The sequence below is a fragment of the Mycobacterium sp. NGS58 genome (assembly GCF_059812385.1).
The window spans coordinates 255,513-281,160 of the sequence record NZ_JCALCO010000001.1; the positions used below are offsets into that span (position 1 = coordinate 255,513).

Genomic DNA, 25,648 nt, shown 5'->3' on the forward strand with positions numbered 1-25,648 from the left:
CCGCCAGGCTACCCCGCCCATCCCCATGCTCGGGCCGTGGGCGGTGCACGCAAGATGGTGCTATGCCCAGCCAACTGTTGACTTGCCGCGGGGGAGACGGCGAGCCGCTGGTGCTGGTGCACGGCCTGATGGGACGGGGAACCACCTGGCCGCGGCAGCTGCCCTGGCTGACCCGGCTGGGCACCGTCTACACCTACGACGCGCCGTGGCACCGCGGCCGCGACGTCGACGATCCCCACCCGATCAGCACCGAACGGTTCGTGGCCGACTTGGCCGACGTGGTCAGCACGCTGGAGGTGCCGGTCCGGATGGTCGGGCACTCGATGGGCGCCCTGCACGCATGGTGCTTGGCCGCCGAGCGGCCCGAACTCGTTTCCGCCTTGGTGCTCGAGGACATGGCGCCGGACTTCCGCGGCCGCACCACCGGCCCCTGGGAGCCGTGGCTGCACGCCCTGCCGGTCGAATTCGACTCCGCCGAACAGGTTTGCGACGAATTCGGGCCCGTCGCCGGGCAATACTTCCTGGAGGCCTTCGACCGCACCGAAACCGGTTGGCGGCTGCACGGTCACACCGCGCGGTGGATCGAGATCGCCGCGGAGTGGGGCACCCGGGACTATTGGACGCAATGGCGCGACGTGCGCGTGCCCGCACTGCTCATCGAGGCCGGCAATTCGGTCACCCCGCCGGGACAGATGCAGGAGATGGCCGAAACGGGAGTCGCGACAACGTATTTGAAGGTCCCGGACGCCGGTCACCTGGTTCATGACGAGGCGCCCCAGTTGTACCGCGAGGCGGTCGAGTCGTTCCTGGCGCCGTTGCCGCCGGCCTGACCGACTACTCCTCGCCGGCCAGCGCGAACCGGCCGTCGCGCGTCTGCGTCACCAAGCCGTCGGCCAGCAGCGAATACAGCGCCCGGTCGCGCTGCGCCGTATCGGTCAGCCAAGCCACATCCAGCTCGGCGCGCGTCACCGGAGAATCGTTGGCGCGCAACACATCCATCAGCCTCCCGCGGACCTGACGGTCGGTTCCGGCGTAGGTCTGTACGCGACGGGCCGGACCTTGGGCGGGCGGATGGCCGGCGTCTCGCCACGCGCACCGGTCCAGCGGGCACAGCCCGCAGCGCGGTGTGCGCGCCGTGCAGACCGTCGCGCCCAGTTCCATCAGCGCGACGGAAAACTTCGGTGCCGTTGCGTCGTCGGGCAGCAGCGCCGACACGTCGGCGTGGTCGCGCGTCGCGGACGGTGCGCCCGCGTCGGCCAGGCCATGCAGCACACGCGCCACCACCCGGCGCACGTTGGTGTCCACCACCGGGACCGGCCGGCCATAGGCGAAGCAGGCGATTGCGCGTGCGGTGTAGCTACCGACACCGGGCAGCGTCAGCAGGGTGTCGACATCATCGGGCACAACGTCATCGTGATCGTGCGCGATCACGGTGGCGCACTCGTGCAACCGCTTGGCCCGGCGCGGGTAGCCCAGCTTGCCCCATGCGCGCAGCACGTCCCCGGCGCTGGCCGCGGCCGTGGCCGACGCGGTCGGCCAGCGCCGCACCCAATCCGTCCAGATCGGTAGCACCCGCGATACCGGCGTCTGCTGCAGCATGAATTCGCTCACCAGAATCTGCCAGGCGCTCACCCCCGGCTCGCGCCAAGGCAAATCGCGACGCGACCGGTCGTACCAGTGAACAAGATCGGTGACTGATATGAATTCGGGGCCCGCAACCGGCGGATGCGGCAAGATGTCGGCCATGCCTAACACCAGTCCGGTAACCGCGTGGAAGTCACTCAAAGAGGGTAACGAGCGATTCGTCGCCGGCAAGCCGCAGCATCCCAGCCAAAGTGTTGAGCATCGAGCGAGCCTCGCCGCGGGTCAGAGCCCCACCGCCGTGGTGTTCGGCTGCGCCGACAGCCGGGTGGCCGCCGAGCTCATCTTCGATCAGGGCTTGGGTGACATGTTCGTGGTGCGCACCGCGGGGCAGGCCATCGATTCGGCGGTGTTGGGCTCCATCGAGTTCGCCGTGGCGGTGCTCAACGTGCCGCTCATCGTCGTGCTGGGTCACGACAGCTGCGGCGCGGTCAAAGCGGCGCTGGCCGCGATCGACGACGGCACGATACCCGGCGGTTTCGTGCGTGACGTGGTGGAACGCGTCGCCCCATCGATCCTGATGGGCAGGCGCGAGGGCCTGAGCCGCGTGGACGAGTTCGAGAAGCGACACGTCTGCGAAACCGTTGCGCAGTTGACGTCTCGGTCGGCGATCATCGCCGAACGGGTGGCCGCGGGCACGGCAGCGGTGGCTGGGGTCACCTACCACCTTGCGGACGGGCGGGCGGAGTTGTGCGATCACGCCGGCGACATTGGTGAATAACGCCGGATAGGGCACGCTTCGGCCCCGATTTCGGGCGCTACTACACGGCGGTCGCCCAGCAAACCCGGCGACACGCCGAGCCGGGTCAGCCGAATCGATGTGACCTGGGCCTACGCTGCGAACGTGCTCGATCTGGAACCGCGTGGCCCGCTACCCACCGAGATCTATTGGCGGCGCAGAGGCCTGGCCATTGGCATCGCGGTCGTCGTGATCGGGATCGTAGCCGCCGTCGTCATCGCGTTCATGGGACATAACGCGGGAGCTAAACCCGCCAACGCCGACAAAGCCACCGCCGCTGCGAACAAGCCGGTATCACCCGCGCCGCAGGCGCCCCCACCGGCGGGCCCCGAGGGACCGGCTCCCGTGGTGCCGCCGGCGCAGGGGCAGAACCCGGAGACCCCCACCCCCACGGCAGCGGTGCAGCCGCCGCCGATTCTGAAGGAGGGCGACGACTGCCCCGATTCGACGCTGGCGGTCAAGGGTCTGACCAATGCGCCGCAGTACTTCATCGGTGACCAACCGAAATTCACCATGGTCGTCACCAACATCGGGCTGGTGGCCTGCAAGCGCGACGTCGGCGCCGCGGTGCTGGCCGCCTACGTCTACTCGCTGGACAACAAACGGCTGTGGTCGAACCTGGACTGCGCCCCGTCCAACGAAACGCTGATCAAGACCTTCACGCCGGGCGAGCAGGTCACCACCGCGGTGACGTGGACGGGAATGGGTTCGGCCCCGCACTGCCCGCTGCCGCGGCCGGCCATCGGGCCGGGCACGTACAACCTCGTCGTGCAACTGGGGAATCTTCGCTCGATGCCGGTTCCGTTCATCATGAACCAGCCGCCGCCGCCGCCGGGTCCGGTGCCCGGACCGGGGCAGCCGGGCGCCGTGCCTCCGCCGGAGGCGCCGCCGATGCCCGCGCCGCCGGCGGGCTGAGGCCGGCACGCATCAGCGCGCACCTAGTTCAATGAGTCGGTGATCGTCGACTCGGCCAGCTGCGACAATCCCTCACGCACGTGGCGTGCCCACATCGCGCCGATGCCGTCGACCGATTGCAGGTCGCTGGCGCTGGCCGCCAGCACGTTCTGCAGCGTCCCGAATGAGCGAACCAGCAGGTCGGCGTGGGCGAACTGGAGACGGGGGATGCCGGCCAGCGCGCGATAGCCGCGCGGGCTGACCGCCGAATCCTGCGCCTCGGTGGTCGTCGGATATCCGAAAACCTTTGCCAGAATGGTGAAGTCGAGCAGCTCGGTATCCGACAGCGCGTCCAGCTCGTCGAGCGTGGCCGTCACCGGCGCCTCCGACAGCGGTTCTGGGCTGGCGTGGTAGTCGCGCACGATCAGTTCGCGCGCATCCTCGTTGCCGCCCAGGAGTTCGTCGAGCTGCAGCCGCAGTTGGCGGCCGTCGGTGCCGAGTTCCACCGCGTCGTTGTCGATCACCTCACCGATCCGTCGGACCAGCTCGAGCCGCTGCACCACCGTCAAGACGTCACGCAGCGTGACGAAGTCCTCGATCTCGGCGCGCGACAGCTGCCTGCTGACCTCGTCGAGCCGGATCTTGTAGCGCTCCAGGGTGGCGATGGCCTGGTTCGCCCGCGACAAGATGGTCGCCGAGTCGGCGACCACATGGCGTTCCCCGCCCACGTAGACGGTCACGATGTTCATCGAGTGGCTCACCGAGATCACCGGGTAGCCGGTCTGGATCGCGGCCCGCTCCGCCGAGCGGTGTCGGGTGCCCGATTCGTCGGTCGCGATCGACGGGTCCGGTACCAGCTGCACGTTGGCCCGCACGATGCGGCTGCCATCGGTGGACAGCACGACGGCGCCGTCCATCTTCGCCAGCTCGCGCAGCCGGGTGGGGGCGTAGCGCACATCCAGCGCGAATCCGCCGTCGCAGATGGCCTCGACCGCCTCGTCGTTGCCGAGAACGATCAGCGCGCCGGTACGCCCACGCAGGATCCGTTCCAGGCCGTCACGCAGCCCGGTGCCCGGTGCCAGGCGGGCGACGGTCTCACGCAGCGTCGGACGGGTCACAGAAGGTCATTCTTCAGGCCGAACGCGCCATGCGTCTAGCGAACGCGGGTTTGCGGGCGCGCCACCGCGGTGGCCGGCGATGTCGATCATGTGCTCCAGCGCCGCCACGATGGTGGGCGCGCGCAGGGCCTGCATCCCGTTCGGCACGATCTCGCGGCGGGGATCGTCGCCGTCCGGGATCAGCGCGATGCTGAACCCCTGGCGCGCGGCCTCGGACAGGCGCCGATCCATGCCGCTGACCCGCCGGAGGTCTCCGGCCAATCCCACCTCGCCGATCATGACCGCCGTGGTCGGCAGCGGCAGGTCCGCGAGCGCCGACGCCAGCGCGACCGCGACCGCCAGGTCAGACGACGGATCGGTCAGCCGCATGCCGCCGACCGTGGACAGGTAGATGTCGTTGGCGGCGACCGGCAGCTTGGCGTGCTTCTCCAGCACTGCGGTGATCATCGCGGCCCGGGATTGGTCGATGCCGCTGACGGCGCGGCGTGGCGAGCCGCCCGCGGGCGTGGCGAGCAGCGCCTGCACCTCACCGATGAGTGGCCGCTTCCCGTCGAGCGTCACCGTGATCGCGGTGCCGGGAACCGGCGCCGGACGCTGGTCCAGGAAGAGGTTCGACGGGTCGGCGACGCCCTCGATCCCGTTGTCGTGCAACAGGAAACACCCGACCTCGTCGGCGGCCCCGAACCTGTTCTTGATCCCCCGGACCATGCGCAGCGAGCCGTTGCGGTCGCCCTCGAAGTGCAGCACCACATCGACCAGGTGCTCCAGGGAACGCGGCCCGGCGATGGCACCGTCCTTGGTGACGTGCCCGACCAGGATCAGCGCGACGCCGTTGGTTTTGGCCGCCGCGGTCAGCGCCGACGTCACCGCGCGCACCTGCGTGACGCCGCCGGCCACGCCGTCGGCCTCGGTGGTGGACATGGTCTGGACCGAGTCCACGATCACCAGCGCCGGCTTGACCGTGGCGATGTGCTCGAGCACGGCGTGGAGATTCGATTCGGCGGCCAGATAAAGTTCGTCGCTGCCACAGCCGATGCGGTCGGCGCGCAGCCGGATCTGGCCCGCAGACTCCTCACCCGAGATGTACAGCGCGCGCCGACCGGATCGCGCCCATCGATGCGCGACCTCGAGCAACAGCGTCGACTTACCCACGCCCGGATCGCCGGCCAGCAAGGTGACGGAGCCGGGCACCACGCCGCCGCCGAGTACCCGGTCGAGTTCGCCTACGCCCGTCGTGCGGTGCCGGCTGGCGTTGGGCTCGACGGAAGTGATGGGCACGGCCGGCGACACCATCGCCAGCCCGCTACGACGGCCGGTGACCGCGCTGAGAACCGGGACCTCGTCAACGGTGCCCCAGGTGCCGCACTCCAGGCAGCGGCCGACCCACTTCGCGGTGACATGCCGGCATTCCGAACACCGGTATTGGGAGCGCGCTGTTGCCACGTCATGACGGTATCGAGCCGCTACGACAAGCCCGCGTCACGACAGGCGGTTACCCGGCCTGGTTTTCCTGCGGTGGCTTCAGCCCGGCCGAGATCGGCACGGCGACGGTGGCCTGCCCGGCCTTCTCGAAATTAAAGGTGAAGTTGTAGGTGAGGCCGTTGGAGATGGGCTTGGCCAGGTTGACCGTCGCCTTGGCCGCCGCGGTGTTGGCACCGATCGGACCCGGTGCCACCTTCGCGCCCTCCGGCGTGCCGACGAACAGCGAGCCGCCCGCGGGCAGTCGAGCGTCGCCGCTGACCGTCACCGTGCCGATGTCGCTGGTGATGCCGACGAGTCTGTCGGCCGTGGTCACCGACTGGTTGACGGCCACCAGCACCAGGTCCACGGTCCGGCCCGGCTGCAGGTAGTCGCCGCTTTGACTGGCCTGGATCCGGATGTTGCGCAGCGCCACGTTGTTGAACGTGACCTTGTTGCCGTTGATGGCGGGTTCCTGGACCGCCATCTGCGAGACCTGACCGGCTCCGCAACCGCTGAGCAGAACGGCCGTCGCGCCGGCGACGGCGAGCGCGGGGAGGCCGAGGCGGATCTTGAAGCGGTTCACTCTCTCAAGCCTCCTGCTGAGCCGGGTTCGACTAATGCAACTATGCACAGTAGTAGCAAGGTCTCGCGCGCGATAGCGCGGGGCGCCAGACCTGCGCAGGAGCGCCCCAAGAGCCGTTTTCAAGGCCGCCGCCGGGCCGCCCCGGGGGCGTTGGTAATGTCCTGCACTGCACGACTTGATCCCCATGTCAACCCCTAATCTTCGCGTGTTGTGCCCCTGACCTGCATCGTTGCTTCGCGCGTAGTTGGGTGGCCGTGTTAGGATGAAGTAACGAAAGGGGCTCGAATCAGATGATCTTCAAGGTCGGCGACACCGTTGTTTACCCGCATCACGGTGCTGCGTTAGTCGAGGCGATCGAAACCCGCACCATCAAAGGGGAGCAAAAAGAGTATCTCGTCTTGAAGGTGGCGCAGGGTGACCTGACCGTTCGAGTTCCCGCCGAAAACGCCGAGTACGTCGGTGTCCGCGATGTCGTCGGACAAGAAGGTCTCGACAAGGTTTTCCAGGTGCTGCGCGCCCCACACACCGAAGAGCCGACCAACTGGTCGCGCCGCTACAAGGCCAATCTCGAGAAGCTCGCTTCCGGTGATGTAAACAAGGTCGCCGAGGTAGTCCGCGACCTGTGGCGTCGCGACCAGGAGCGTGGGCTGTCGGCCGGGGAGAAGCGGATGCTGGCGAAGGCCCGGCAGATTCTGGTCGGTGAATTGGCGCTGGCCGAGAGCACCGACGACGCGAAGGCGGAGACCATCCTCGACGAGGTTCTGGCCGCCGCTTCCTGAAGGTCCTGACACTTCGGTGGCCCCGGAGACGGGCACCTCGGGCGGAGTAGTCGCAGTCGTCCCCGCCGCAGGATCGGGCGAACGACTGGCCGCAGGAATTCCCAAGGCATTTTGTGTGGTTGACGGCCGCACGCTGCTGCAGCGCGCGGTCGCCGGTTTGCTCGAATCCGGGGTCGTCGATCACGTCGTGGTGGCGGTTCCCGCCGACCGGATCGACGAGGCCAAGCGGCTCCTGGGTGATCACCTCACCGCCGGAGAGATCACCGTCGTCGCGGGCGGGCCCGACCGCACCGAATCCGTCAACCTGGCCCTCGCCGCCCTGGCGTCCTTTTCGGCGGCGTCCGAGTTCGTGCTGGTGCACGACGCCGCGCGGGCGCTGACTCCCCCGGTGTTGATCAACCGCGTGGTGGAGGCGCTGAAGGCCGGTCACGACGCCGTGGTGCCCGCGCTGCCCCTGCATGACACCATCAAGGCCGTGGACGCCAACGGGGTGGTCCTGGGGACGCCGGAGCGCGCCGGCTTGCGCGCCGTGCAGACGCCGCAGGGCTTCGCGACCGAGCTGCTGTCACGTGCCTACCGCGCCCGGGCCGGGATGCCGGGTTTCACCGACGACGCATCGCTGGTCGAGCACGTCGGCGGCCAGGTCCAGGTCGTCGAGGGCGACCCGCTGGCATTCAAGATCACCACGCAGCTCGATTTGTTGCTGGCCGAGGCCGTGGTGCGCGGGTGAACGCGCCGGATCACCTCCCCAGGGTCGGGCTGGGCGTCGACGTGCACCCCATCGAACCCGGTCGGCCGTGCCGGCTGCTGGGTCTGCTTTTTGCCGACGCCGACGGCTGCGCCGGGCATTCCGACGGCGACGTCGGGGCGCACGCGCTGTGCGACGCGGTATTGTCGGCGGCCGGACTGGGCGACGTGGGGGCGGTATTCGGGATCGACGATCCGCGCTGGAAGGGCGTCAGTGGCGCCGACATGTTGCGCCATGTCGCGGATCTGACGTCGCACCAGGGCTTTCGGATCGGCAATGCCGCCGTGCAGGTCATCGGGAATTGGCCGAAGGTCGGTCCACGCCGCGACGAGGCGCAGCGGGTGCTGTCGGAATTGCTGGGCGCGCCGGTCTCGGTGTCGGCGACGACGACCGACGGGTTAGGGCTGACCGGACGCGGCGAGGGCCTCGCCGCCATCGCCACCGCGCTGGTGATCGCCACCGGGTAAGGCCGCGCAGCGCCGGGCGCCGTGGAACTACCCGGTAAGCTGGCACGTCGTGACCGATCACGCCCGCTTGCGGCTACATGACACGGCAGCCGGTGCCGTGCGTGATTTCGTTCCGCTGCACGAGGGTCATGTCTCCATCTACCTGTGTGGCGCCACAGTCCAGGGCCTGCCGCACATCGGCCATGTCCGCAGCGGGGTGGCCTTCGACATCCTGCGCCGATGGCTGATCGCCCGCGGCTGCGACGTCGCGTTCATCCGCAACGTCACCGACATCGAAGACAAGATCCTCAGCAAGGCCGCCGCGGCGGGTCGGCCGTGGTGGGAGTGGGCGGCCACCTACGAACGCGCCTTCAGCGCCGCCTATGACGCCCTGGACGTGCTACCGCCGTCGGCCGAGCCGCGAGCCACCGGGCACATCACCCAGATGGTCGAACTAATGGAACGGCTGATCGAAACCGATCACGCTTACGCCGCCGGCGGCGACGTCTACTTCAGCGTGCTCAGCTATCCCGAATACGGGCAGCTGTCCGGCCACAAAATCGACGACGTCCACCAGGGCGAGGGCGTCGCGACCTGCAAACGCGATCAGCGCGACTTCACTCTGTGGAAGGGCGAAAAGCCCGGCGAGCCGTCGTGGCCCTCGCCGTGGGGGCGAGGGCGACCGGGCTGGCACCTGGAATGCTCCGCCATGGCCCGCACCTATCTCGGCCCGGAATTCGACATCCATTGCGGTGGAATGGACTTGGTCTTCCCGCACCACGAGAACGAGATCGCCCAGAGCCGCGCCGCCGGTGACGGCTTCGCCCGCTACTGGCTGCACAACGGCTGGGTGACGATGGGCGGCGAGAAGATGAGCAAATCGCTGGGCAACGTGCTCGCGATACCGGCGTTGCTGCAGCGCGTGCGCCCCGCCGAACTGCGCTACTACCTGGGCAGCGCCCACTACCGGTCGATGCTGGAATTCTCCGAGGTCGCCCTGCAGGACGCGGTGAAAGCGTATGTCGGCGTTGAGGAATTCCTGCATCGCGTGCGGGTGCGGGTGGGTGGGGTCGAGCCCGGGCAGTGGACGCCGCGGTTCGCCGCGGCCCTCAACGACGACCTGGCGGTGCCGGCCGCGCTGGCCGAAGTGCACGCCTCCCGCGCGGAAGGCAACCGGGCGCTGGACTCCGGCGATCACGAAGGCGCGCTGCAGCATGCCGGCGCTATCCGCGCGATGATGGGCATCCTAGGGTGCGACCCCCTCGACGAACGCTGGGAGACCCGCGACGAGACGTCGGCGGCGCTGGCCGCGGTCGACGTGTTGGTCCAGGCGGAGCTGGAGAATCGGCAGAAGGCGCGCGAGGAACGCAACTGGGCGCTCGCCGACGAGATCCGCGACCGGCTCAAGTACGCCGGCATCGAGGTCACCGACACCGCCGACGGGCCGCAGTGGGAGCTTTTGGCCCACGAAGAAAAGCGCGACAAGTAGATGGCCGGCAACTCGCGCCGCCGCGGGGCGATTCGCAAAGAGGGCACCAAGAAGGGACCCACCGTGGGGTCGGGGGGACAGCGCCGCCGCGGCCTGGAGGGCCGCGGTCCCACCCCGCCCGCGCATATGCGCCCGAATCATCCGGCCGCCAGGCGCGCTAAGGCCCAGGCCCGTCGGCCGGCGCGGGGCCGAACCGACGAATCCGAGACCGTGCTCGGCCGCAACCCGGTGCTCGAGTGCCTGCGGGCCGGGGTGCCGGCTACCGCGCTCTACGTGGCGCTGGGCACCGAAGCCGACGAGCGGTTGACCGAATCCGTCACCCGCGCAGCCGATTTGGGAATCTCCATCCTGGAGGTGCCGCGCACCGATCTGGACCGGATGACCAGCAACCACCTGCACCAGGGGATCGCGTTGCAGGTGCCGCCCTACGACTACGCCCACCCCGACGATCTGGTTGCTGCCGCGCTCGCCTCGCCGCCGGCGCTGCTGGTCGCGCTGGACAACATCTCCGACCCGCGCAACCTGGGTGCCATCGTGCGTTCGGTGGCCGCGTTCGGCGGCCACGGTGTGCTTATCCCGCAGCGGCGCTCGGCCTCGGTGACGGCGGTCGCGTGGCGCACGAGCGCCGGGGCCGCGGCCCGCATCCCGGTGGCGCGGGCCACCAATTTGACCAGAACACTGACGGATTGGGCCGGCCGCGGGCTGCGGGTGGTCGGACTGGACGCCGGCGGCGAGACCACGCTCGACGACATCGACGGCACCGATCCGCTGGTGGTCGTCGTGGGCTCGGAAGGCAAGGGACTGTCACGCCTGGTGCGGCAGAACTGCGACGAAGTCGTGTCCATCCCGATGGCTCAGAACACCGAATCGCTGAACGCGTCCGTGGCCGCCGGGGTGGTGCTCGCCGAAATCACGCGCCAGCGCAGGGGTTAACTCGGTTGCCCCGCCCCTGCGCGCGCCGTCGTGCCGTGCTGATCGTGATGCTGACCGTCGTGCTGTGGCCTGTCGGCATCGCCCGCGCCCAATCACCCGACTTCGACCTGCAGGCCCACCGCGGCGGGCGCGGGGAGACCACCGAGGAATCCCTGCGAGCGTTCGCCAAGGCCCTCGAATTGGGCGTCAGCACTTTGGAACTCGACGTCGTCCTCACCAAGGACGGTCAACCCCTGGTGTGGCACGACCCGACGATTCAGCCCGAGAAGTGCGCCGACACCGCCCCCGCGTTCGACGGTGATCCGCAGTATCCGTATGTCGGCAAGCTCGTGCACGAGCTCACCCTGGCGCAGGTCGACACCCTGGACTGTGGGCGTCCGCTCGTCGACTACCCTCGCGCCGAAGTGGTGCGGGGCAACAAGATAGCGACGCTGCCGCAGGTGTTCGCCCTCGCCGACTCCTACGGCGCCGGTGCGATCCGCTACAACATCGAGACCAAAGTGGAGGCCGATCAGCCCGGCACATCCGCCGAACCGCAGGAGTTCGTCGACGTGATACTGGCCGCGGTCAGATCCGCGGGCAAGGTCGACCGCGTGGAGATCCAGAGCTTCGACTGGCGCACCCTGCCACTGGTACGCGGCGCCGAACCGTCAGTTCCGTTGGTGGCCCTGTATGACGCGCGGACCTGGGCGGCGGACTCCCCGTGGCTGGCCGGTGAAGACCCCGCCCTCATCGGCGACCCCCTGATCGGCGCGCGCATGGTGGGCGCGAGCATCGCCTCACCGGACTACCGGCTGGTGACCGGCCAGCCCTTCGTCGATCGCGCGCATGCGTTGGGGCTCAAGGTGATTCCCTGGACGGTGAACGACGCCGCCGCCATGCGTCAGCAGATCGGCTTTCGCGTCGACGGCATCATCACCGACTACCCGACGGTGTTGCGCAGCGTGCTCGCCGGACTGGCGATGCCGCTGCCGCCCGCCTACCGGCGCGGCTAGTCAGGTCATAGCGTCGGCCCAGGCGATATGGGCTTCGAAGCCAAGCGTTCTCGCCATATCGCGGTAGCGATCCCTCAGGCCGGCGTATGCCGCGTCATCACTGCGGGCCCGGGCCAGTAGGGCACGAAATCGAAGCACGAATATGTCGCGCAACGCATATCGTTCATTGGTCGGCGCCTCCGCTAGCCGCTCCGTGACGGCCTCCGCTTCGGTCAGGTCACCGTCGGCACCGCGGTCTAGGAGCGTCTGCACCAGGACAGCCGTCGTTACGATGCCCCACCCCAGTAACTGCCCCTGATGAACCACGTTTTCAGTGGTGTCACGCATGAGCGAGATGGCGCGGTCGTGGTCGCCACGTCGAGCCATTTCACGCGCCAAAGCCGCACGGACGACGGGCAAATCGCCCAGATGGTGTTGATCGCGCAGGAATATGTCGTGGACCTCGGCCGCGAGCCGCTCGCCGCGGTCGCGCTCGGCAACTGTGGGGCGGTGCACCAACGCAATGGCCATCGTCACCTGCGCGTGGGCCAAGGCGAAATCGTCACCGGATCGCTCCGCGGCGGTCAGGGCTTCCTCGATCTCATGCATCACGGAATCGTCGGGTTTGAGCACTCCCGTCGGAATGGTGGTGCCATAGGCGTAGGTCACGGTTCCGGCGTACGTCAAGGGGTCTGCGTTGCGCGCCATGGTCAATCCGTCCAGCAGGTCGTCGCGCCATCCGGGACGACCGAGGCAATACCGGCCAAGGGCACGGCTGGTGAGGGCGAGGGCCAATGGAGATCCGTGCAGGAAGTTGCCTTTGGACGGGTCGTTGTCGGCCAGTTCGACCACGCGCTGCGACCACAGCAGTACGTCCGAGTACTCAGAGGCCTCCATTTTCGCGTAGATCGGCCCGGCGGACAGCCCCACGGTCAGGGTCGGATCGTCGAGCGACTCGACCAGGGTCCAGGCTTCGGCCGCCAGTCTCGAGGCCTCACGCAACCGGCCCTGGTATGCGTGATCGGCCACCCGCCCTACCGTGGCGATGGCCAACGACGTCTTGTCGCCGGCTTCGGTGCACAGCCGGCGCAACTCCTCGAAGCGGGCGGCTCCGACACTAACGTGAACACGAAATGCCGTTCCGCACAGCAAAGTACGTGGGGTGATGCGCATGGCGGTGCGGTTCGGAGCATCGTCGGGTAGCGCGTCGGCGATGCTCATTGCGCGCTGCCAGCTGAGCCGCGCGGCGTTGATGTCGCGGTTGGTCGCCCACGTCGCCGCGCGCATATGCCATTCGTAGCCGGCGTGCATGTCGCCGGCCGCCTCCAAGTGTTCGGCGATCAACGCCGCGTGCTGGTCGGCCGACTGCGGCTGGCCGGCTTCGATCGCGGTGGCCAGCCGACGATGCAGGTGCGCGCGATCCGCCTTCAGCTGCGACTCGTAGGCGACCGTGCGGATGAGCGGGTGACGGAACACGTATTCGGCGGTTGGCCTGAACCGCACCTGGTCGACCAGCTCCGCCGCGATCAGTTCGTGGACAGCCGGATCGAGCTCGAGGGTGGCCAGCAGATCGGTGCTGAAGCGGGAGCCGATGACGGCGGCGGCTGCAAGCGTGCGTTTGGCCGCATTGCCGAGCCGGTCGATGCGGGCGGCGATGGTTGCCTGCAGTGTGGCAGGCACACTGATGTCGGCCACATCGACGTGGCATGTGTAGCCGCCACGCTCGCCGACTAGCACACCCCGTTCGGCGAGATCACGGGCGACCTCTTCGGCAAAGAAGGGATTGCCGGCAGCGCGCTCGGCGATTATCTCGCCGATGTGGCTGACCGATGGAGCCGCGCCGAGCAGTTCACCGATCAGCTGCACGGTCTCCGAATTGGTCAATGGTGCAAGGGCGATGGTCTGCGCGCCCGCGACATGCGCCAGCGCCCCGCGGTATTCGGGGCGATAGGTGATCAGCACCAGGGCGGGCGTATGCGGTACCACCGCAAGGAAATCGGCGATCATCGATTCGCTGACCTCGTCGATCCAGTGCGCATCCTCTATCACGAAGACCGCCGGTTCGGTGCGGGCCAGCTGGGACGAGTTGATCAACGCGGTCAGTCGCCGTCGCCGGGCATCGGGGTCGATCTTCGGCAAGGTGACCGCGGGGTCGGCGATGCCCACCAAGTCGTCGAGTAGCAACAGGTCCTGCGGATCGGCGTCGGGAAATTGCGTCCGAACCTGTGCCCGTGCGGTCTGCTCGTCCAAGCCGCCCAGTCGGCCGGTCGCGCGTAGCAGGCGCGCCACAGCATGGAATGGAACGTCGGTGGCATGTGATTCACAGAACGTGGAAAACACCTCGACGCCACGGCTTTTCGCGGCATCGGCGGCTTCGGCGGTGAGCCGGGTCTTGCCGATGCCGGGAGGGCCGACCACGGCCACCACACACCCCTGGCCCGCCATCGAGCGATCCAGCATCGCGGTCAGCGTGGTCAATTCCCAGTCGCGGCCCACCAATTTCGAGTGCGAGACACCGGTCCGTTCGGTGGCCACGCTCAGCAGGCGCCGCGCCGGCACTGCGTCCTCGGCGCCTTTGATGCGGAGCAATTGCGGCTCGCCCAGCACCGCCGCGCCGTCGACCAGCCGAGCCGTCGATTCGCTGAGCATCACGCCGTCGGGCGGCGCGATGGACTCCATCCGCTGGGCCATCCCCACCTGTTCTCCGATGGTGGTGTAACCCACAGCGGCGGAACCGATCTCACCGGCGATCACCTGGCCGGAGTTGAGCCCCACCCGCAACTGCAGGGCCAGACCGTCGCGGCGTTCAACGTCTGCCGCCAGGTCGGCGACCTCCTCCTGGATGCCGAGCGCCGCCAGACAGGCGCGCAGTGCGTGGTCCTCCAAAGCGACCGGCGCGCCGAATACCGCCATGATGCCGTCGCCGGTGAACTTGTCCACCGTGCCGCCATACCGTTGGACCACCGCCGCCGCACGGGTGACGAGCCCGGCCATGATCTCGCGGAGCCGCTCCGCGCCGACGGCCGCCGCGATGTCCATCGAACGCACCACGTCGGCGAACAGCACAGTGACTTGCTTGTACTCCGCGGAAGGGCCGGGCACCGCAGTGGGTGAACCGCACTCGTCGCAGAACTTTGCGGTCAGCCGCAGTTCGGCGCCGCATTTCAGGCAGGCCAGTGCGGCCGTCATGGCCCTTACGATAGGGCGCTCACCAGTTCAGGATCACGTTATCGGCCGCATCCGCCGACGTCTCCGTCACGTCAACCGAACGGTCCGCGGGTTTGCGGCGGTTGGCCAGGGCGGCCCGCCACATCATGTCCGGCCGCAGCAGCCGGGTGGCGGGATCGATGAGCGCGGTGACTTTGACGAAGCGGTCGACCGCGACGGGATCGTATTCGGTCGCGGTGAGTATGCGATCGATGTACCCGTTGAGCAGTCGGGTGAGCAGCGGTGGCGTGCCCTCGATTTCGGGTAGGCACAGGTCCGGGTTGGCCGACAGCTCCCACGCCTGGCGGATCGGCACCGCGGCGGCCCGGAAGAATCGCCGCGCCAGCTGCTCCGTGCCGCCGGACAAGCAGTCGCGCAGCGCCACTGCCTCGAGCGCGGCGACCGTCATGCCCTGACCGTAAATCGGGTTGAAGCTGCAGATCGCGTCGCCCATGACCAGCAGGCCTTCGGGGAAGCGACGCATCTTGTCGTAGCGCCGCCATTGACTGGACGGCTGACCGTGCCGGGTGGGCTCCCCGACGGGTTCGGCGGCCAGGACCGCGGCCAGCAGGTGGGGCGGTGCGCAGTCCCAGACGAACTCGCACATCGATATCAGGTCTGTCGACGGCGCGTTGCCCGCGACGCCGAAAACGGTGAACATCCAGGTGTCGTTCTCCGCGCGCAGCAGGCCCAGCCCACGCGGCCGGCCCGGCACCGGCCCAACGATGAAACCGAATTCGTGCAGCGCGTCCGGTGCCATGCGCAGGCATTGGCTCGCATAGGTCAGATGCACGGGCACGTGGACCTCGGGCGGACGCTCGTAGCCCAGGGCGGTCAACCATGCCGGGGTGCGAGCGCCGCGCCCGGTGGCATCGAGCACCAGGTCCGCGCTCAACGTGACGTCCTCGCGGGTCCGGCGGTTGACGATTCGGGCGCCGGTGACGCGCCGGCGATCCGGCGTCGTGGTCAAGTCCACTATGTCGTGCTCATCGAGCAGAGTGACGTTGGCGATGCGGCGCAGCCGCGCGCGGACGTGTTCCTCGAGGAAGGGCCGGGTGGCGAGATACGCGGCGAACGAGGGGGCGCCGCCGGTGCGCACCATGAGGTGCCCGCCCAGGTGGTAGTAGAGCCGGGACAGGTCCCGGCCGTCCAGGTGATGTGCACCGTCCATGACCATCTCATCGAGGACGCCGGGGAACAATTGCTCGAGTACCTGAGCGCCGCGGGGCAGCAGGCCATGAAGGTGGCGACCCTGTGGCACGCCCCGGCGAGCGGCGGCGGTATCGGGAGGGATGTCGGGCAGCGGATCGCGCTCCACCACCGTGACCGTGTGGAAGAACTCGCTGAGCGTTCGCGCGGCGACCAGACCCGCCATGCTCGCTCCCAGTACCAATGCGTGATTGCCGACCTTTGCCATACCCCACCACCTGTGCTGAGCGCCTATCTGACAAAAGCCATGCTCATGGTCGGAAAATGGGGTGGACAGCGTAGTCGACTACGTCATTGCTGCGGGGCGCCTACACGTGAGGTCCCCGAAACACCGCCAAAGCCTCCCATGCGGCGCTTGCGCGCCGTTATAGTCGCCGAGTGATCGGCGCCGAGCCGCTGACCGGGCGTGACAGCGAATGGGGCATTATTCGCCGCGCCCTGGGTCCGGGCGGTGCCCACACGGGCGTGGTGATCGTCGGCGCCGCCGGAGTGGGTAAGACCTGGCTGGCCCACGAAGTGCTGCGGCGCGCCGAGGCGTCCGGCGAGCGGACCAGGTGGATCGTCGGCACCGACTCGGCGCAGGCGCTGCCCCTCGGGGCATTCATCGGTGTGATGACCGAGGCGATGAACGAGGCTCGGTCGGACCCGCTGACCGATGTGCGACGGGTGATCAATTCGTTTGTCGCGCAACAGCGTCAGCGCCGCGTGGTGGTGGGGATAGATGATGCGCACCTGCTGGATGGATTGTCGGCGCTCGTCGTCCACCAGCTGGCGCAGTCCGGCGGGGTCCGGCTGGTGGTCACCGTACGCAGCGGCAGCGACGAGCCCGATGCGGTGACAGCACTGTGGAAAGACGGACTGCTGGAAAGACTTGACCTCAAACCTTTTTCGGCTGCCCAGACGCGCGAAGTCATCGAAAGCAAGCTGGACGGTCCGGTCGATGCGCGCAGCGCAAACCGGTTCCAGAAGTTGACCGGTGGCAACGCGCTGTTCCTGCGGCAGCTGGTGGCGGATCAGGTGACCGCCGGGCGGATGCGTAAAACGGCCGGGGTGTGGATGTGGGACGGCGATGTCGCGGTCTCGTCGAGCCTGTCCGAAACAGTGAGCCGTCAGATGGGCCGCCTCAGTCCGGAGATGGCGATGGTGATCGACACGTTGTCGCAGTGTGAGCCGCTGGCCGTGGAGGTGCTGTGCGATCTGGCCCGGCGCAGCGACCTGGCCGCAGCCGAGCGGATGGGGCTGGTGAACATCGAACGCACCGGCGCGGGGTTGACGGCCAGGCTCGCCCATCCGCTGTTCGGTGAGCTGCGCCGCGCGGGCGCCGGAGAGCTGTACCTGTCGGAGATCCGTGGCAGGTTGGCGGCGCGGCTGGGCAAAGACGGCGACGCGGACATGCAGGCCACCGTGCGCCGCGCGCTGCTTCGTCTCGAGTCCGACCTCGATCCCGACCCCGCGCTCTACCTGGAATCGGCACGGCATGCCATGACCCTGCTGGATCTCGATCTGGCCGACCGGTTCGCCACCGCCGCCGCCGAAGCCGGTGCGCCCGGGGCGGCGGGCGTGCGAGCCATGAACCTGGCGCTGCTCGGGCGCGGTGAGCAGGCTGAGGCGGCGCTGCGTGAGATGGCCAACTGTGACCTGCCCGACGGCCATCACTGGGCGACGGTGCGGGCGGCCAACCTGATCTGGCATCTCTTCAAGCCCAAGGACGCGGCCGATATCCTCGACGGTCTCGCGGCGCTCGATTCCGAGACGCCGGCCCAGCGGGCGGAGCGGTTGGCGGTGCAGGCGTGCCTGGATGCGGTGGCGGCACGCTGTGCGGCCGCGGCAGCAAATGCCCGCGCCGCCCTGGCCTTCCCCGACCTGCCCGGCTTCCACGCGATGATGGCGTCGCTCGCGCTGATCATGGCCATGGGGGCGCTGGGACAGGTCGATGAGCTCGCCGACGTGGCCCAGCAGACGCTGCGGCGGGCGACGACCTCGTTTCAGGCCTCGCATATGCGGTTCTGGTTCGGCGCCGTCTACGGGCGGGCCTGCCGGCTGACCGGCCGAATCGACGAATTCGTCAGCACGGCGCAGCAACTGGCCGATTCGTCCCGTGACATTCCGGGCCTGGCCTATGCGAACCTCGCCCTCCTGTCGGGCAACGCCGAGCTAGCCCGCGGCGCGGTCGCCGAGGCGGCCCGGCTCGTGCACGAGGCGGTGGCCGGAGTTCAAATACACTATGTGACAACGGGTTTGCGCCCGGCGAGCTACTTCGCGCTGGCCGAGGCGCACGCCAAACTCGGGCAGGCCGACGATGCGAACGACGCGGTCACCGCGGCACGGTCCTGCGTGCCGGCCGACTTCTTGTTCATGCATACCGGCCTGTCGCTGGCCGAAGGGTGGGCCCTGGCGGCGGGGGGCCGGCTGCCGGAGGCCGTAGCGGGCGTGAAGGAGGCGGCGCGGCTTGCCCGCGATCGCGGCCAGCCCACGCACGAGGTGGCCTGCATCCAGGCGGCGGCGCAATGGGGCGACGCCTCGCAGGCGGTCCGGGCACGGGAGCTGGCCGACGTGTTGTCGCTGCCGTTGGCCGCCGCCGTCGCGTCGCATGTGGAGGCGTTATCGGCCAAGGACGGCGAGGGCCTGCTGGCGGCCTCGGTGGCGTACCGGGGGATCGGCGATCGGGTCGCGGCCGCCGATGCCGCGGCGCAGGCCTCGGTGGTGTTCGACGAACACCAACAGCGTCGCCGCGGCCTGTACGCCGCGGCACTGGCCAGGGAATTGGCCGACGATTGCGGTGGCCTGCACACGCCGGCGCTGCACACTCCGACCGGCCTGAAGTTATCCGGCCGACAGCGCGATGTCGTCGAACTCGTCGTGGCCGGCCTGTCCAACCGCGAGATCGCCGAGGCGCTGGTGATGTCGGTGCGCACCGTGGAGGGCCACGTGTACCGGGCCTGTCAGCGGGTGGGGGCGCAGTCGCGCGAGGAGTTGGCGTCGATAATCCGATCGGGCCCCTGCGGCCCGCCCGCGCCCTAGAGACCCAGCAGCCGCGCCGACGCCCACAGCGCAAGCACCGCCACCGCCAGCGAGGCGGGCACGGTGCACACGCCCAGGCGGGTGTATTCGCCTACCCCGGCGTCGACATCGTGCTGACGTAACACGCGCCGCCACAACAGGTTCGACAGCGAACCGACGTAAGTCAGGTTTGGGCCGATGTTCACCCCGATCAGCACCGCCAAAACTGCCACCGGCCCACTCGGCACAACCAACGGCAGCAGCACCAGCGTGGCGGGCAGATTGTTGACGACGTTGGCCAGCACGGCGGCGATAGCGGCGATGGCGAGCAATGCGGGCAGGCCCGAACCCGACGGCAGCACCGCTGACATCGCCCTGTCCATCCCGTTGAGCATGACCGCCTGCACCACGACGCCCAGCGCCAGCACGAAGACCAGAAACGACACGTTCGCCGAGCGCACGATGTCGGCAACCGAGGTGTGCCGGTGCCGCAGGCTGCGCACCGCCAGCGCCGCGGCCCCGCACAGCGCCACCCAGGCCGGGGCGATCCCCACGGACTGGGCGACCGCGAAACCGGCGAGTGTGAGAGCGACGACGACCAACACGAACACCGGTGGGCGCGGTGGCGCGCCCATCTGCTCCGGGTCCGGCTGCACCCGCAGGTCTTTGGCAAAGAACCACCGGAAGATCACGTAGAGGACAGCCACCGCGCCGACCCACGGCGCCGCCATCACCAACGTGAATCTCGTGAACGAGATGTGGGCGGTGTGGAAGGCCAGCAGGTTGGTCAGGTTCGACACCGGAAGCAAGAGCGATGCGCCATTCGCCAGGTGCGCGGTGGCGTACGCGTACGGCCGCACCCGGGTGCGCTCTCGCCGAACGGCGGCCAGCACAACCGGGGTCAGCAACACCACGGCCGCGTCCAGGCTCAGCACCGCGGTGATCACCGAGGCGATGACGAACACGCGGCGCAGCAGGCCGGCCGACCCCACCCGCCCCCGCGTCATCGCCGCGCCCGCGGCTTCGAACAGGCCCTCGTCGTCGCACAGCTTGGCCAGCACGAGCACCGCCCCGAGGAACGCCACCACCCCGGACAGGTCGGCGATCTGTTTTGCCGCCTGATGTGTCGAGATCGCGCCGACGGCGATCAGGATGAGGGCCGCCGGGACCGCCGCCAGCGCCTCGGGCCAGCCCCCGGGGCGCGCGACGGCGAACGCCAGGACCACAGCAAGCAGTAACAGCGCAAGCGTCAGGGCCAACGTTTAAACCGCTTTACTTCCAAGGGTCTTCGCGCCGCCACACCGTGGGCAGGTGCATCGCGACGCCGTCCTGCGCCGCCAGCTCGTCGAGGATGCCGACGGAGACTTCCAAGTCGTCGCCGGCATAGGGCAGGGCGCGCAACGGTTTTGTCAGCGGGCGGAAGAAGTCGTCCCAATGAATGAGGATCACCCGGCGAGCCCCCACCTCGCGCACTGTCTCGGTCCAGTAGTCGACGAGGTATGACCGCGGCTGCAGCCCCAGCTGCCCCACGGACAGGTACACGGCGTCCGCGCGGTGGCCGGCCAGGGCGCCCTTGACGAAGCCGGCACTGCCCTGGATCAGCAGCCGCCGGCCGGTCGGACGGTGGTGCACCAGCGTCGACCAGGACTCTCCGCAGCGATACGCCGACGCCTTCACGGGTGGGATCAGCGGTTCGTCGATGACGCCGGGAAACCGGTCGGGCGGGCAGTGGTGCGATTCGATCAGGGTGACGTCGTAGGCGCCCAACCGCATCGGTTCGCCGTCGACGGCGACGACGATCCGGCTCCCGGGCAACCCGTAACCGCGCCCGACATTGGCGGCGGACTGCCCGCCGACCAGCTGCGCGCCGGTGCGGTCGGCGACCAGCGCGGAATCCAGAACGTGGTCGATGTGGGTGTGCACCGGTATCACCGCCGCCAGCCGCGAGACCTTCGCCCGCGCGAGGCATCCGTCGACGCGTGCGGGCGAGGGTGCCACCTTGCCGGCCGCGACCTTCGCCAGGCTCGGCCGGGAGAAGTAGCCGTCGGTCATCAACGCCGACGACCCGTCGTCTATCAGTAGGGTCGCCACCCCCATCCAGGTCACCGAGAGCGCGTCGGGTCCGGCGGCGGGGGCGTCGAACCGGTCCGCGAACCGGGCGATGTCGGGGCGGCCGAGTTTGAGTCGCATCAGCAGAAGGCCCTGATCTCGGTGCCGCCCGCCACGAGGCTCTCGCGAACGGCGGTGGCGATCTGCACCGCTCCCGGCGAATCACCATGCACGCAAACCGATTCCGCTTCCAAGGTGAGCTGGGTACCGTCGATCGCGGCGATCTGCCCAGAGGTGACCAAGGTCGCCACCCGCTCGGCGATTGCCGCCGGGTCGTCCAGCACCGCGCCCTGCTCCTTACGCGACACCAGCCGGCCGTCCGGCTGGTAGGCGCGGTCGGCGAAAGCCTCTGCGATCGTGCGTAACTCGCGGCGGGCGGCCTCGTCGAAAAACGCCGAGCCCGCCATGCCAAGCACCGGCAGCCCGGCATCCACCAGGCGCACCGCCTCGGCCACGGCGGCCGCCTGTTCGGCATGGGTCACGATCGTGTTGTACAGCGCGCCATGCGGTTTGACGTAGGACACCGCGGAACCGGCCGCGTGCGCTATCGCCCGCAACGCGCCGATCTGATAGACCACGTCTGCGATCAGGTCCCCGGCGGCGACATCGATGAAGCGCCTGCCGAACCCGGCCAGGTCGCGGTAGCTCACCTGCGCTCCGATCCGGACCCCGCGTTGGGCGGCCGACCGGCATACCCGCAACAGGCCTGCAGGGTCGCCCGCGTGGAAACCGCACGCGACGTTGGCGCTCGTGACGATGCCGAGCATGGCCTCGTCGTCACCCAGGCGCCAGACGCCGAAGCCCTCGCCCAAGTCGGCGTTGAGGTCGATTGCGGCCACCCGCCCAGCTTATGGGGGCGCCCGGGCGCCGGCGTAGGCGAGGACGCGGTGCGGGCGCCAAGCTACTGCCTGGCGACCTTGGCGGCGATCTGCTCGGCGAGGTCGACCGCCGATCCGCCGGGCAGGAAGGAGCCGCAGGTGGCGACGTCGATGACGACGTTGTTGCGCGCGGTCAGCGCCCGCTGGCACGTCCAGCCGTTGCTGTCTTCCTGGACTTCGGACGTGCTCAGCGTGCCGCCCACGTTGTGGGCCTCGCCCACCTTCCACACGATTTCGGGCTTGTCCGTGGGATGTTCGGCAAACGTGCGGTTGGCGCAGCCGAACCATCGTCGCACCGAGGCGTCGTAGAACGTATCGGCCTTCCGCGCGGAAGGATAGGCGATCACGGCCTGGATGGCGGAGTTGTTGCGGACCGCCGGGTCGTCGAAGTTGTCATCCAGCCGCTGGCCGCGCATCGCGGTCCAGCCGGTGTCCGCGTAGACGGCCTCCTGGGCGGGGCCGTCCATCGCCAGGCAGGTCTTGTCGCTGAAAGTCGAGCTCCAGTCCCACATCGTCTGCGCGCCGTATCGCAGCCGCATGCCCGACCTGAGCGACGAGTTGATCTGGTCCACGCCGAGCAGCACCGCATCCAGGGACGCGGCGGCCACCGGGGTCTGGGGCAGCGGACCGGAGGTGTCCGCGGGCGACGCGGTCCCGCCGACGATGGTGGTGCAGCCGGTCGCCAGGGCGGACACCGCCGCCTGCATCAATGCGATTCGCCGGCGCACCATTGCCTTCGTTGGTCGAGCTATGCGCCCAGCTTAGGCGGCAGCGGATCGTCGGCGTCCGATCGACCAGCAGACCAGGTAGATCAGGAACGAGATGCCGGCGACGAAGACCGACACCGGCACCCCGGGCGCCAGCGACAGCACTATGCCGCCCACGGCGGACACCTCGGCGAACACCACGGAGGTCACCATCGCTGCCGCGGGCGAGGAGACCACCCGGGCCGCCGCCGCGGCGGGAGTGATCAACAACGACATCACCAGCAGCGCCCCGACGATCTGCACCGCCTGGGCCGCCACCACGCCGACCAGCGCGGCGAACACGATACCCAGCCGGTAGACCGGCACGCCGCGCGCCGCGGCGACGTCGGGATCGACGGTGGCGAACAGCAGCGGGCGGTAACACGTCGCGAGCACCGCGATGACGAGCAGGCACACCAGCGCCAGCATGGTCAGCCCCGTATAGCCGACCCCGACGATCTGGCCGGTCAGCAGGGCGAAGCTGGTCGAGGTGCGGCCCGGGTAGAGGTGGATGAACAACACCGCGAGGCCCAACCCGAAGGCCAGCACCACGCCGATCACCGAATCGCGCTCCCGATCGCGCCGCCCCAGCACGCCGAACAGCGCCGCTGCCAGGGCGCTGCCGATCAGCGCGCCGACTCCCACGCCAAAGCCGGCCAGAAGCGCGAAAGCGGCTCCGGTCAGCGACAATTCGCTGGAACCGTGCACGGCGAACGACATCTGACGCATGACGATGAACGGCCCGATCAGTCCGGCCACCAACCCCAGCAGCGCGGCCGCCACCAGCGCCTGCTGCACGAAGTCATGACCGAGCAGGTGCGCGGTGATGTCGAAGGAGAGCAGATTGTCCAGCAAGCCGACGAGCCGATGCTCCATCAGCAATACCCGTCGTCCCGTGCGCCGGCCACCACGTAACCGTCCTTGACCTTCACCACCTGGATGTCCGATTGGTACAGCGCCGAGAGTGTCTGGCTGGTCATCACCTGCTCGACGGTGCCGATCTCGAACCGGCCGTCGACCAGATACAGCAACCGGTCCACGTACGGCAGGATCGGGTTGATCTCATGGGTGACCACGATGACCGTGGTCGCGGTGTCCTGCCGGCGCCGCTCGATCAGCGCCGACACCAGCTTGGCGTTGGCCGGGTCCAGCGTCAGCAGCGGCTCGTCGCACAGCAACAGCAGCGGGTCGCTGACCAATGCTTGGGCGATGCGCACCCGCTGCAACTCCCCACCCGACATCGTTCCGACCCGGACGTCCGCCAGGTGTTCGCCGTTGACCTGGCGCAGCGCCTGCCGCACCGCCGCGCGCCGGCGGGCCCGATCGGCGGACCGCAGCGGAAAGGCACCCCAGCGTGGCCCGTCGATGCCCAGCTGAACCAGGTCGCGCCCGCGCAGCATTACGTCGGCGTCCATCGGATGATGTTGGGGCACATAGCCGATGCGCCCGCTGCCCGAGGTGATCGGCTTTCCGTCCACCCACCCGGCACCGGCGCTCAGTGCCAGCTGCCCAAGCAGCACCTTGAGCAGCGACGTCTTGCCGCTGCCGTTCGGGCCGAGCACCGCGATGAACTCGCCGCGGCCCACGGACAGGTCGAGGTGGTCCCACAGCACCCGGTCGCCGAACGCCAGCCGAGCCCCGCGCAGCGACACTGTCTCGGCGGAGTCTTCGACTTCCGCGAAGGGTTCGAGGCTCATGACCGCACGGGCCGGCTCGACTGCAGCGCGGACTGTAACTGGCTGACCGTATTGCGTTGCCAGGTCAGGTAATCCGCGCCTTCGCTCAACGTTTCGGCCACATCGGTGACCGGGACGCCCGCCCGCCGGGCGGCATCGCGCAGGCCGTTGATCGCCGTCGTGGAGGTCTGCGGATTGATCAACACGGCCGACACCTGACGCCGGCCGACCAGGTCGAGAACCACCGCCATGTCGGCCGGCGCGGGATCGGTCTCGTTCTCGATGGCCGCCTCGAACGCGGGCGGTGTCCGGTTCACCAACCCCGTAGCCTTCAGCAGGTAGAACGCGACCGGTTCGGTCGCGAGCACCGGTGTGTTGGGGTGGCTGGTGGCGATTGCGTGTTCGGCCCCGGCGATGGAGTCGGCGCCGCGGCCGAACGCGGCGGCATTGGCGCGGTAGTCGGCGGCGTTTTCGGGGTCGATCGTCGCGAGCCGATCGGCAATGGCGACGGCAACGGATTTGGCGACGGTCAGGTCGTAGAAGACGTGCTCGTTGCGGGGCTGTGCGCTGGTCTCCAGGAAGGAGTAGGCGATGACGGGCTTGGCGTCGCGGTGGTGGGCCAGCACCTCGTCGACCCAGCCGTCATAGCCGCCGCCGTTGAACACCACCAGCGGGGCGTCGGCGATCGCGGCGGCGTCTGCCGGGCTGACCTCATAGGAGTGCGGGTCGATGTCGGCCCCGCTGAGAATGGATTTGACGGCGACGTGCCGGCCGGTGACGGCGCGGGCCACGCTGCCCCACACGTCGGTGGAAGCGACGACGGAAAGGGCGCGCGAGTGCGCCGTGCCGCTGCAGCCAATGAGCAGCAGGCCGCCGGTCACCACCAGAGCGGCCGCCAGCCATCGCGTCGCATCGGCGGGCCCGGCCTCCGCCGTTCGTTGCCGCGTCAGTGCCGTGCGCACGTCCGATTCCTCCTGCCGGCCCGTCAGCCGAACCATAATACTAATGAAAATCGTTT

Annotated in this window: 23 protein-coding genes; 10 read left to right on the forward strand and 13 right to left on the reverse strand. The window is 69.0% G+C overall.

The genetic code is table 11. The features are described from left to right. Nucleotides 1-62 precede the first annotated feature (62 nt). On the forward strand, nucleotides 63-830 hold the full coding sequence (locus AC5Y4H_RS01290) for an alpha/beta fold hydrolase (protein ID WP_499977854.1): 768 nt from the start codon (nucleotides 63-65) through the stop codon (nucleotides 828-830). A 4-nt stretch (nucleotides 831-834) separates the two neighbouring features. On the opposite strand, the gene AC5Y4H_RS01295 is transcribed toward AC5Y4H_RS01290, so the two are convergent. Further along, nucleotides 835-1,746, reverse strand: a complete 912-nt coding sequence (locus tag AC5Y4H_RS01295; protein WP_499977855.1) for an HhH-GPD family protein — start codon at nucleotides 1,744-1,746, stop codon at nucleotides 835-837. Between AC5Y4H_RS01295 and AC5Y4H_RS01300 the strand changes: the two genes are divergently transcribed. Together AC5Y4H_RS01300 and AC5Y4H_RS01305 are read left to right on the forward strand one after the other, a co-directional pair. After that, nucleotides 1,745-2,362 carry a carbonic anhydrase gene (locus AC5Y4H_RS01300; RefSeq protein WP_499977856.1) on the forward strand — a complete coding sequence of 206 codons (618 nt, stop codon included), beginning with the start codon at nucleotides 1,745-1,747 and terminating at the stop codon, nucleotides 2,360-2,362. The two genes, AC5Y4H_RS01295 and AC5Y4H_RS01300, sit on opposite strands and share 2 nt — an antisense overlap. 123 nt (nucleotides 2,363-2,485) lie before the next feature. After that, nucleotides 2,486-3,295, forward strand: a complete 810-nt coding sequence (locus tag AC5Y4H_RS01305; protein WP_499977857.1) for a hypothetical protein — start codon at nucleotides 2,486-2,488, stop codon at nucleotides 3,293-3,295. Between the two features lie 23 nt (nucleotides 3,296-3,318). Here the strand turns inward: AC5Y4H_RS01305 and disA are convergent, their stop codons facing one another. Genes disA through AC5Y4H_RS01320 form a run of 3 tightly spaced genes read right to left on the reverse strand, consistent with a single transcriptional unit; the run spans nucleotide 3,319 to nucleotide 6,436 of the window. Beyond that, the gene (gene disA / locus AC5Y4H_RS01310; protein WP_499977858.1) at nucleotides 3,319-4,392 is read right to left on the reverse strand and encodes a DNA integrity scanning diadenylate cyclase DisA; all 1,074 of its coding nucleotides are present in this window, start codon (nucleotides 4,390-4,392) and stop codon (nucleotides 3,319-3,321) included. A 6-nt stretch (nucleotides 4,393-4,398) separates the two neighbouring features. Beyond that, the gene (radA, locus tag AC5Y4H_RS01315; protein WP_499977860.1) at nucleotides 4,399-5,835 is read right to left on the reverse strand and encodes a DNA repair protein RadA; all 1,437 of its coding nucleotides are present in this window, start codon (nucleotides 5,833-5,835) and stop codon (nucleotides 4,399-4,401) included. 49 nt (nucleotides 5,836-5,884) lie between these two features. Next, entirely contained in the window at nucleotides 5,885-6,436 is a 552-nt protein-coding gene (locus AC5Y4H_RS01320; RefSeq protein WP_499977861.1) for a copper chaperone PCu(A)C domain-containing protein, read from the reverse strand. 290 nt (nucleotides 6,437-6,726) lie between these two features. On the opposite strand from AC5Y4H_RS01320, the gene carD reads away from it, so the two are divergent. The 6 genes from carD to AC5Y4H_RS01350 are packed head-to-tail and all read left to right on the forward strand — an operon-like array spanning nucleotide 6,727 to nucleotide 11,826. Then, entirely contained in the window at nucleotides 6,727-7,215 is a 489-nt protein-coding gene (gene carD, locus AC5Y4H_RS01325; RefSeq protein WP_003419482.1) for an RNA polymerase-binding transcription factor CarD, read from the forward strand. A 16-nt stretch (nucleotides 7,216-7,231) separates the two neighbouring features. Continuing rightward, on the forward strand, nucleotides 7,232-7,945 hold the full coding sequence (ispD, locus tag AC5Y4H_RS01330; protein WP_499977862.1) for a 2-C-methyl-D-erythritol 4-phosphate cytidylyltransferase: 714 nt from the start codon (nucleotides 7,232-7,234) through the stop codon (nucleotides 7,943-7,945). Further along, nucleotides 7,942-8,430, forward strand: a complete 489-nt coding sequence (gene ispF, locus AC5Y4H_RS01335) for a 2-C-methyl-D-erythritol 2,4-cyclodiphosphate synthase (protein ID WP_499977864.1) — start codon at nucleotides 7,942-7,944, stop codon at nucleotides 8,428-8,430. The genes ispD and ispF overlap by 4 nt, the downstream gene beginning before the upstream one ends. 49 nt (nucleotides 8,431-8,479) lie before the next feature. Then, entirely contained in the window at nucleotides 8,480-9,898 is a 1,419-nt protein-coding gene (gene cysS, locus AC5Y4H_RS01340) for a cysteine--tRNA ligase (protein ID WP_499977865.1), read from the forward strand. Then, on the forward strand, nucleotides 9,899-10,831 hold the full coding sequence (rlmB, locus tag AC5Y4H_RS01345) for a 23S rRNA (guanosine(2251)-2'-O)-methyltransferase RlmB (protein WP_499977866.1): 933 nt from the start codon (nucleotides 9,899-9,901) through the stop codon (nucleotides 10,829-10,831). Between the two features lie 47 nt (nucleotides 10,832-10,878). Further along, nucleotides 10,879-11,826, forward strand: coding sequence for a glycerophosphodiester phosphodiesterase (locus AC5Y4H_RS01350; protein WP_499978120.1), 948 nt, complete (start codon nucleotides 10,879-10,881; stop codon nucleotides 11,824-11,826). On the opposite strand, the gene AC5Y4H_RS01355 is transcribed toward AC5Y4H_RS01350, so the two are convergent. Both AC5Y4H_RS01355 and AC5Y4H_RS01360 read right to left on the reverse strand, forming a co-directional pair. Beyond that, nucleotides 11,827-14,994, reverse strand: a complete 3,168-nt coding sequence (locus AC5Y4H_RS01355) for an AAA family ATPase (RefSeq protein WP_499977868.1) — start codon at nucleotides 14,992-14,994, stop codon at nucleotides 11,827-11,829. Between the two features lie 19 nt (nucleotides 14,995-15,013). Then, the gene (locus AC5Y4H_RS01360) at nucleotides 15,014-16,429 is read right to left on the reverse strand and encodes an FAD-dependent oxidoreductase (RefSeq protein WP_499977869.1); all 1,416 of its coding nucleotides are present in this window, start codon (nucleotides 16,427-16,429) and stop codon (nucleotides 15,014-15,016) included. Between the two features lie 170 nt (nucleotides 16,430-16,599). Here AC5Y4H_RS01360 and AC5Y4H_RS01365 point away from each other — a divergent pair, with 170 nt between their 5' ends. Next, complete coding sequence (locus AC5Y4H_RS01365; RefSeq protein WP_499977870.1) at nucleotides 16,600-19,242, forward strand: LuxR C-terminal-related transcriptional regulator; 2,643 nt, start codon at nucleotides 16,600-16,602, stop codon at nucleotides 19,240-19,242. Here the strand turns inward: AC5Y4H_RS01365 and AC5Y4H_RS01370 are convergent. The 7 genes from AC5Y4H_RS01370 to AC5Y4H_RS01400 form a co-directional block, all read right to left on the reverse strand. Further along, nucleotides 19,239-20,480 carry an SLC13 family permease gene (locus tag AC5Y4H_RS01370; protein ID WP_499977871.1) on the reverse strand — a complete coding sequence of 414 codons (1,242 nt, stop codon included), beginning with the start codon at nucleotides 20,478-20,480 and terminating at the stop codon, nucleotides 19,239-19,241. The genes AC5Y4H_RS01365 and AC5Y4H_RS01370 overlap by 4 nt on opposite strands. Before the next feature lie 13 nt (nucleotides 20,481-20,493). Next, complete coding sequence (locus tag AC5Y4H_RS01375; protein WP_499977872.1) at nucleotides 20,494-21,411, reverse strand: MBL fold metallo-hydrolase; 918 nt, start codon at nucleotides 21,409-21,411, stop codon at nucleotides 20,494-20,496. Continuing rightward, a complete protein-coding gene (locus tag AC5Y4H_RS01380) occupies nucleotides 21,411-22,169 on the reverse strand; it encodes a LamB/YcsF family protein (protein ID WP_499977874.1) in 759 nt (252 codons plus the stop codon). The genes AC5Y4H_RS01375 and AC5Y4H_RS01380 overlap by 1 nt, the downstream gene beginning before the upstream one ends. A 62-nt stretch (nucleotides 22,170-22,231) precedes the next feature. Beyond that, nucleotides 22,232-22,939 carry a sensor domain-containing protein gene (locus AC5Y4H_RS01385; protein WP_499977877.1) on the reverse strand — a complete coding sequence of 236 codons (708 nt, stop codon included), beginning with the start codon at nucleotides 22,937-22,939 and terminating at the stop codon, nucleotides 22,232-22,234. A 30-nt stretch (nucleotides 22,940-22,969) separates the two neighbouring features. Continuing rightward, nucleotides 22,970-23,830, reverse strand: a complete 861-nt coding sequence (locus AC5Y4H_RS01390) for a metal ABC transporter permease (RefSeq protein ID WP_499977878.1) — start codon at nucleotides 23,828-23,830, stop codon at nucleotides 22,970-22,972. Further along, the gene (locus tag AC5Y4H_RS01395; RefSeq protein ID WP_499977880.1) at nucleotides 23,830-24,651 is read right to left on the reverse strand and encodes a metal ABC transporter ATP-binding protein; all 822 of its coding nucleotides are present in this window, start codon (nucleotides 24,649-24,651) and stop codon (nucleotides 23,830-23,832) included. The genes AC5Y4H_RS01390 and AC5Y4H_RS01395 overlap by 1 nt, the downstream gene beginning before the upstream one ends. Continuing rightward, entirely contained in the window at nucleotides 24,648-25,628 is a 981-nt protein-coding gene (locus AC5Y4H_RS01400; RefSeq protein WP_499977881.1) for a metal ABC transporter solute-binding protein, Zn/Mn family, read from the reverse strand. The genes AC5Y4H_RS01395 and AC5Y4H_RS01400 overlap by 4 nt, the downstream gene beginning before the upstream one ends. Between the last annotated feature and the right edge of the window lie 20 nt (nucleotides 25,629-25,648).

Bases quoted from the DNA above. Each gene is read 5' to 3' on its own strand.
- AC5Y4H_RS01290 (WP_499977854.1), top strand. From the start codon at position 63: ATGCCCAGCCAACTGTTGACTTGCCGCGGGGGAGACGGCGAGCCGCTG.
- AC5Y4H_RS01360 (WP_499977869.1), bottom strand. From the start codon at position 16,429: ATGGCAAAGGTCGGCAATCACGCATTGGTACTGGGAGCGAGCATGGCG.
- AC5Y4H_RS01375 (WP_499977872.1), bottom strand. From the start codon at position 21,411: ATGCGACTCAAACTCGGCCGCCCCGACATCGCCCGGTTCGCGGACCGG.
- AC5Y4H_RS01350 (WP_499978120.1), top strand. From the start codon at position 10,879: ATGCTGACCGTCGTGCTGTGGCCTGTCGGCATCGCCCGCGCCCAATCA.
- AC5Y4H_RS01355 (WP_499977868.1), bottom strand. From the start codon at position 14,994: ATGACGGCCGCACTGGCCTGCCTGAAATGCGGCGCCGAACTGCGGCTG.
- AC5Y4H_RS01385 (WP_499977877.1), bottom strand. From the start codon at position 22,939: ATGGTGCGCCGGCGAATCGCATTGATGCAGGCGGCGGTGTCCGCCCTG.
- rlmB (WP_499977866.1), top strand. From the start codon at position 9,899: ATGGCCGGCAACTCGCGCCGCCGCGGGGCGATTCGCAAAGAGGGCACC.
- AC5Y4H_RS01390 (WP_499977878.1), bottom strand. From the start codon at position 23,830: ATGGAGCATCGGCTCGTCGGCTTGCTGGACAATCTGCTCTCCTTCGAC.
- AC5Y4H_RS01295 (WP_499977855.1), bottom strand. From the start codon at position 1,746: ATGGCCGACATCTTGCCGCATCCGCCGGTTGCGGGCCCCGAATTCATA.
- AC5Y4H_RS01300 (WP_499977856.1), top strand. From the start codon at position 1,745: ATGCCTAACACCAGTCCGGTAACCGCGTGGAAGTCACTCAAAGAGGGT.
- AC5Y4H_RS01400 (WP_499977881.1), bottom strand. From the start codon at position 25,628: ATGGTTCGGCTGACGGGCCGGCAGGAGGAATCGGACGTGCGCACGGCA.
- AC5Y4H_RS01395 (WP_499977880.1), bottom strand. From the start codon at position 24,651: ATGAGCCTCGAACCCTTCGCGGAAGTCGAAGACTCCGCCGAGACAGTG.
- carD (WP_003419482.1), top strand. From the start codon at position 6,727: ATGATCTTCAAGGTCGGCGACACCGTTGTTTACCCGCATCACGGTGCT.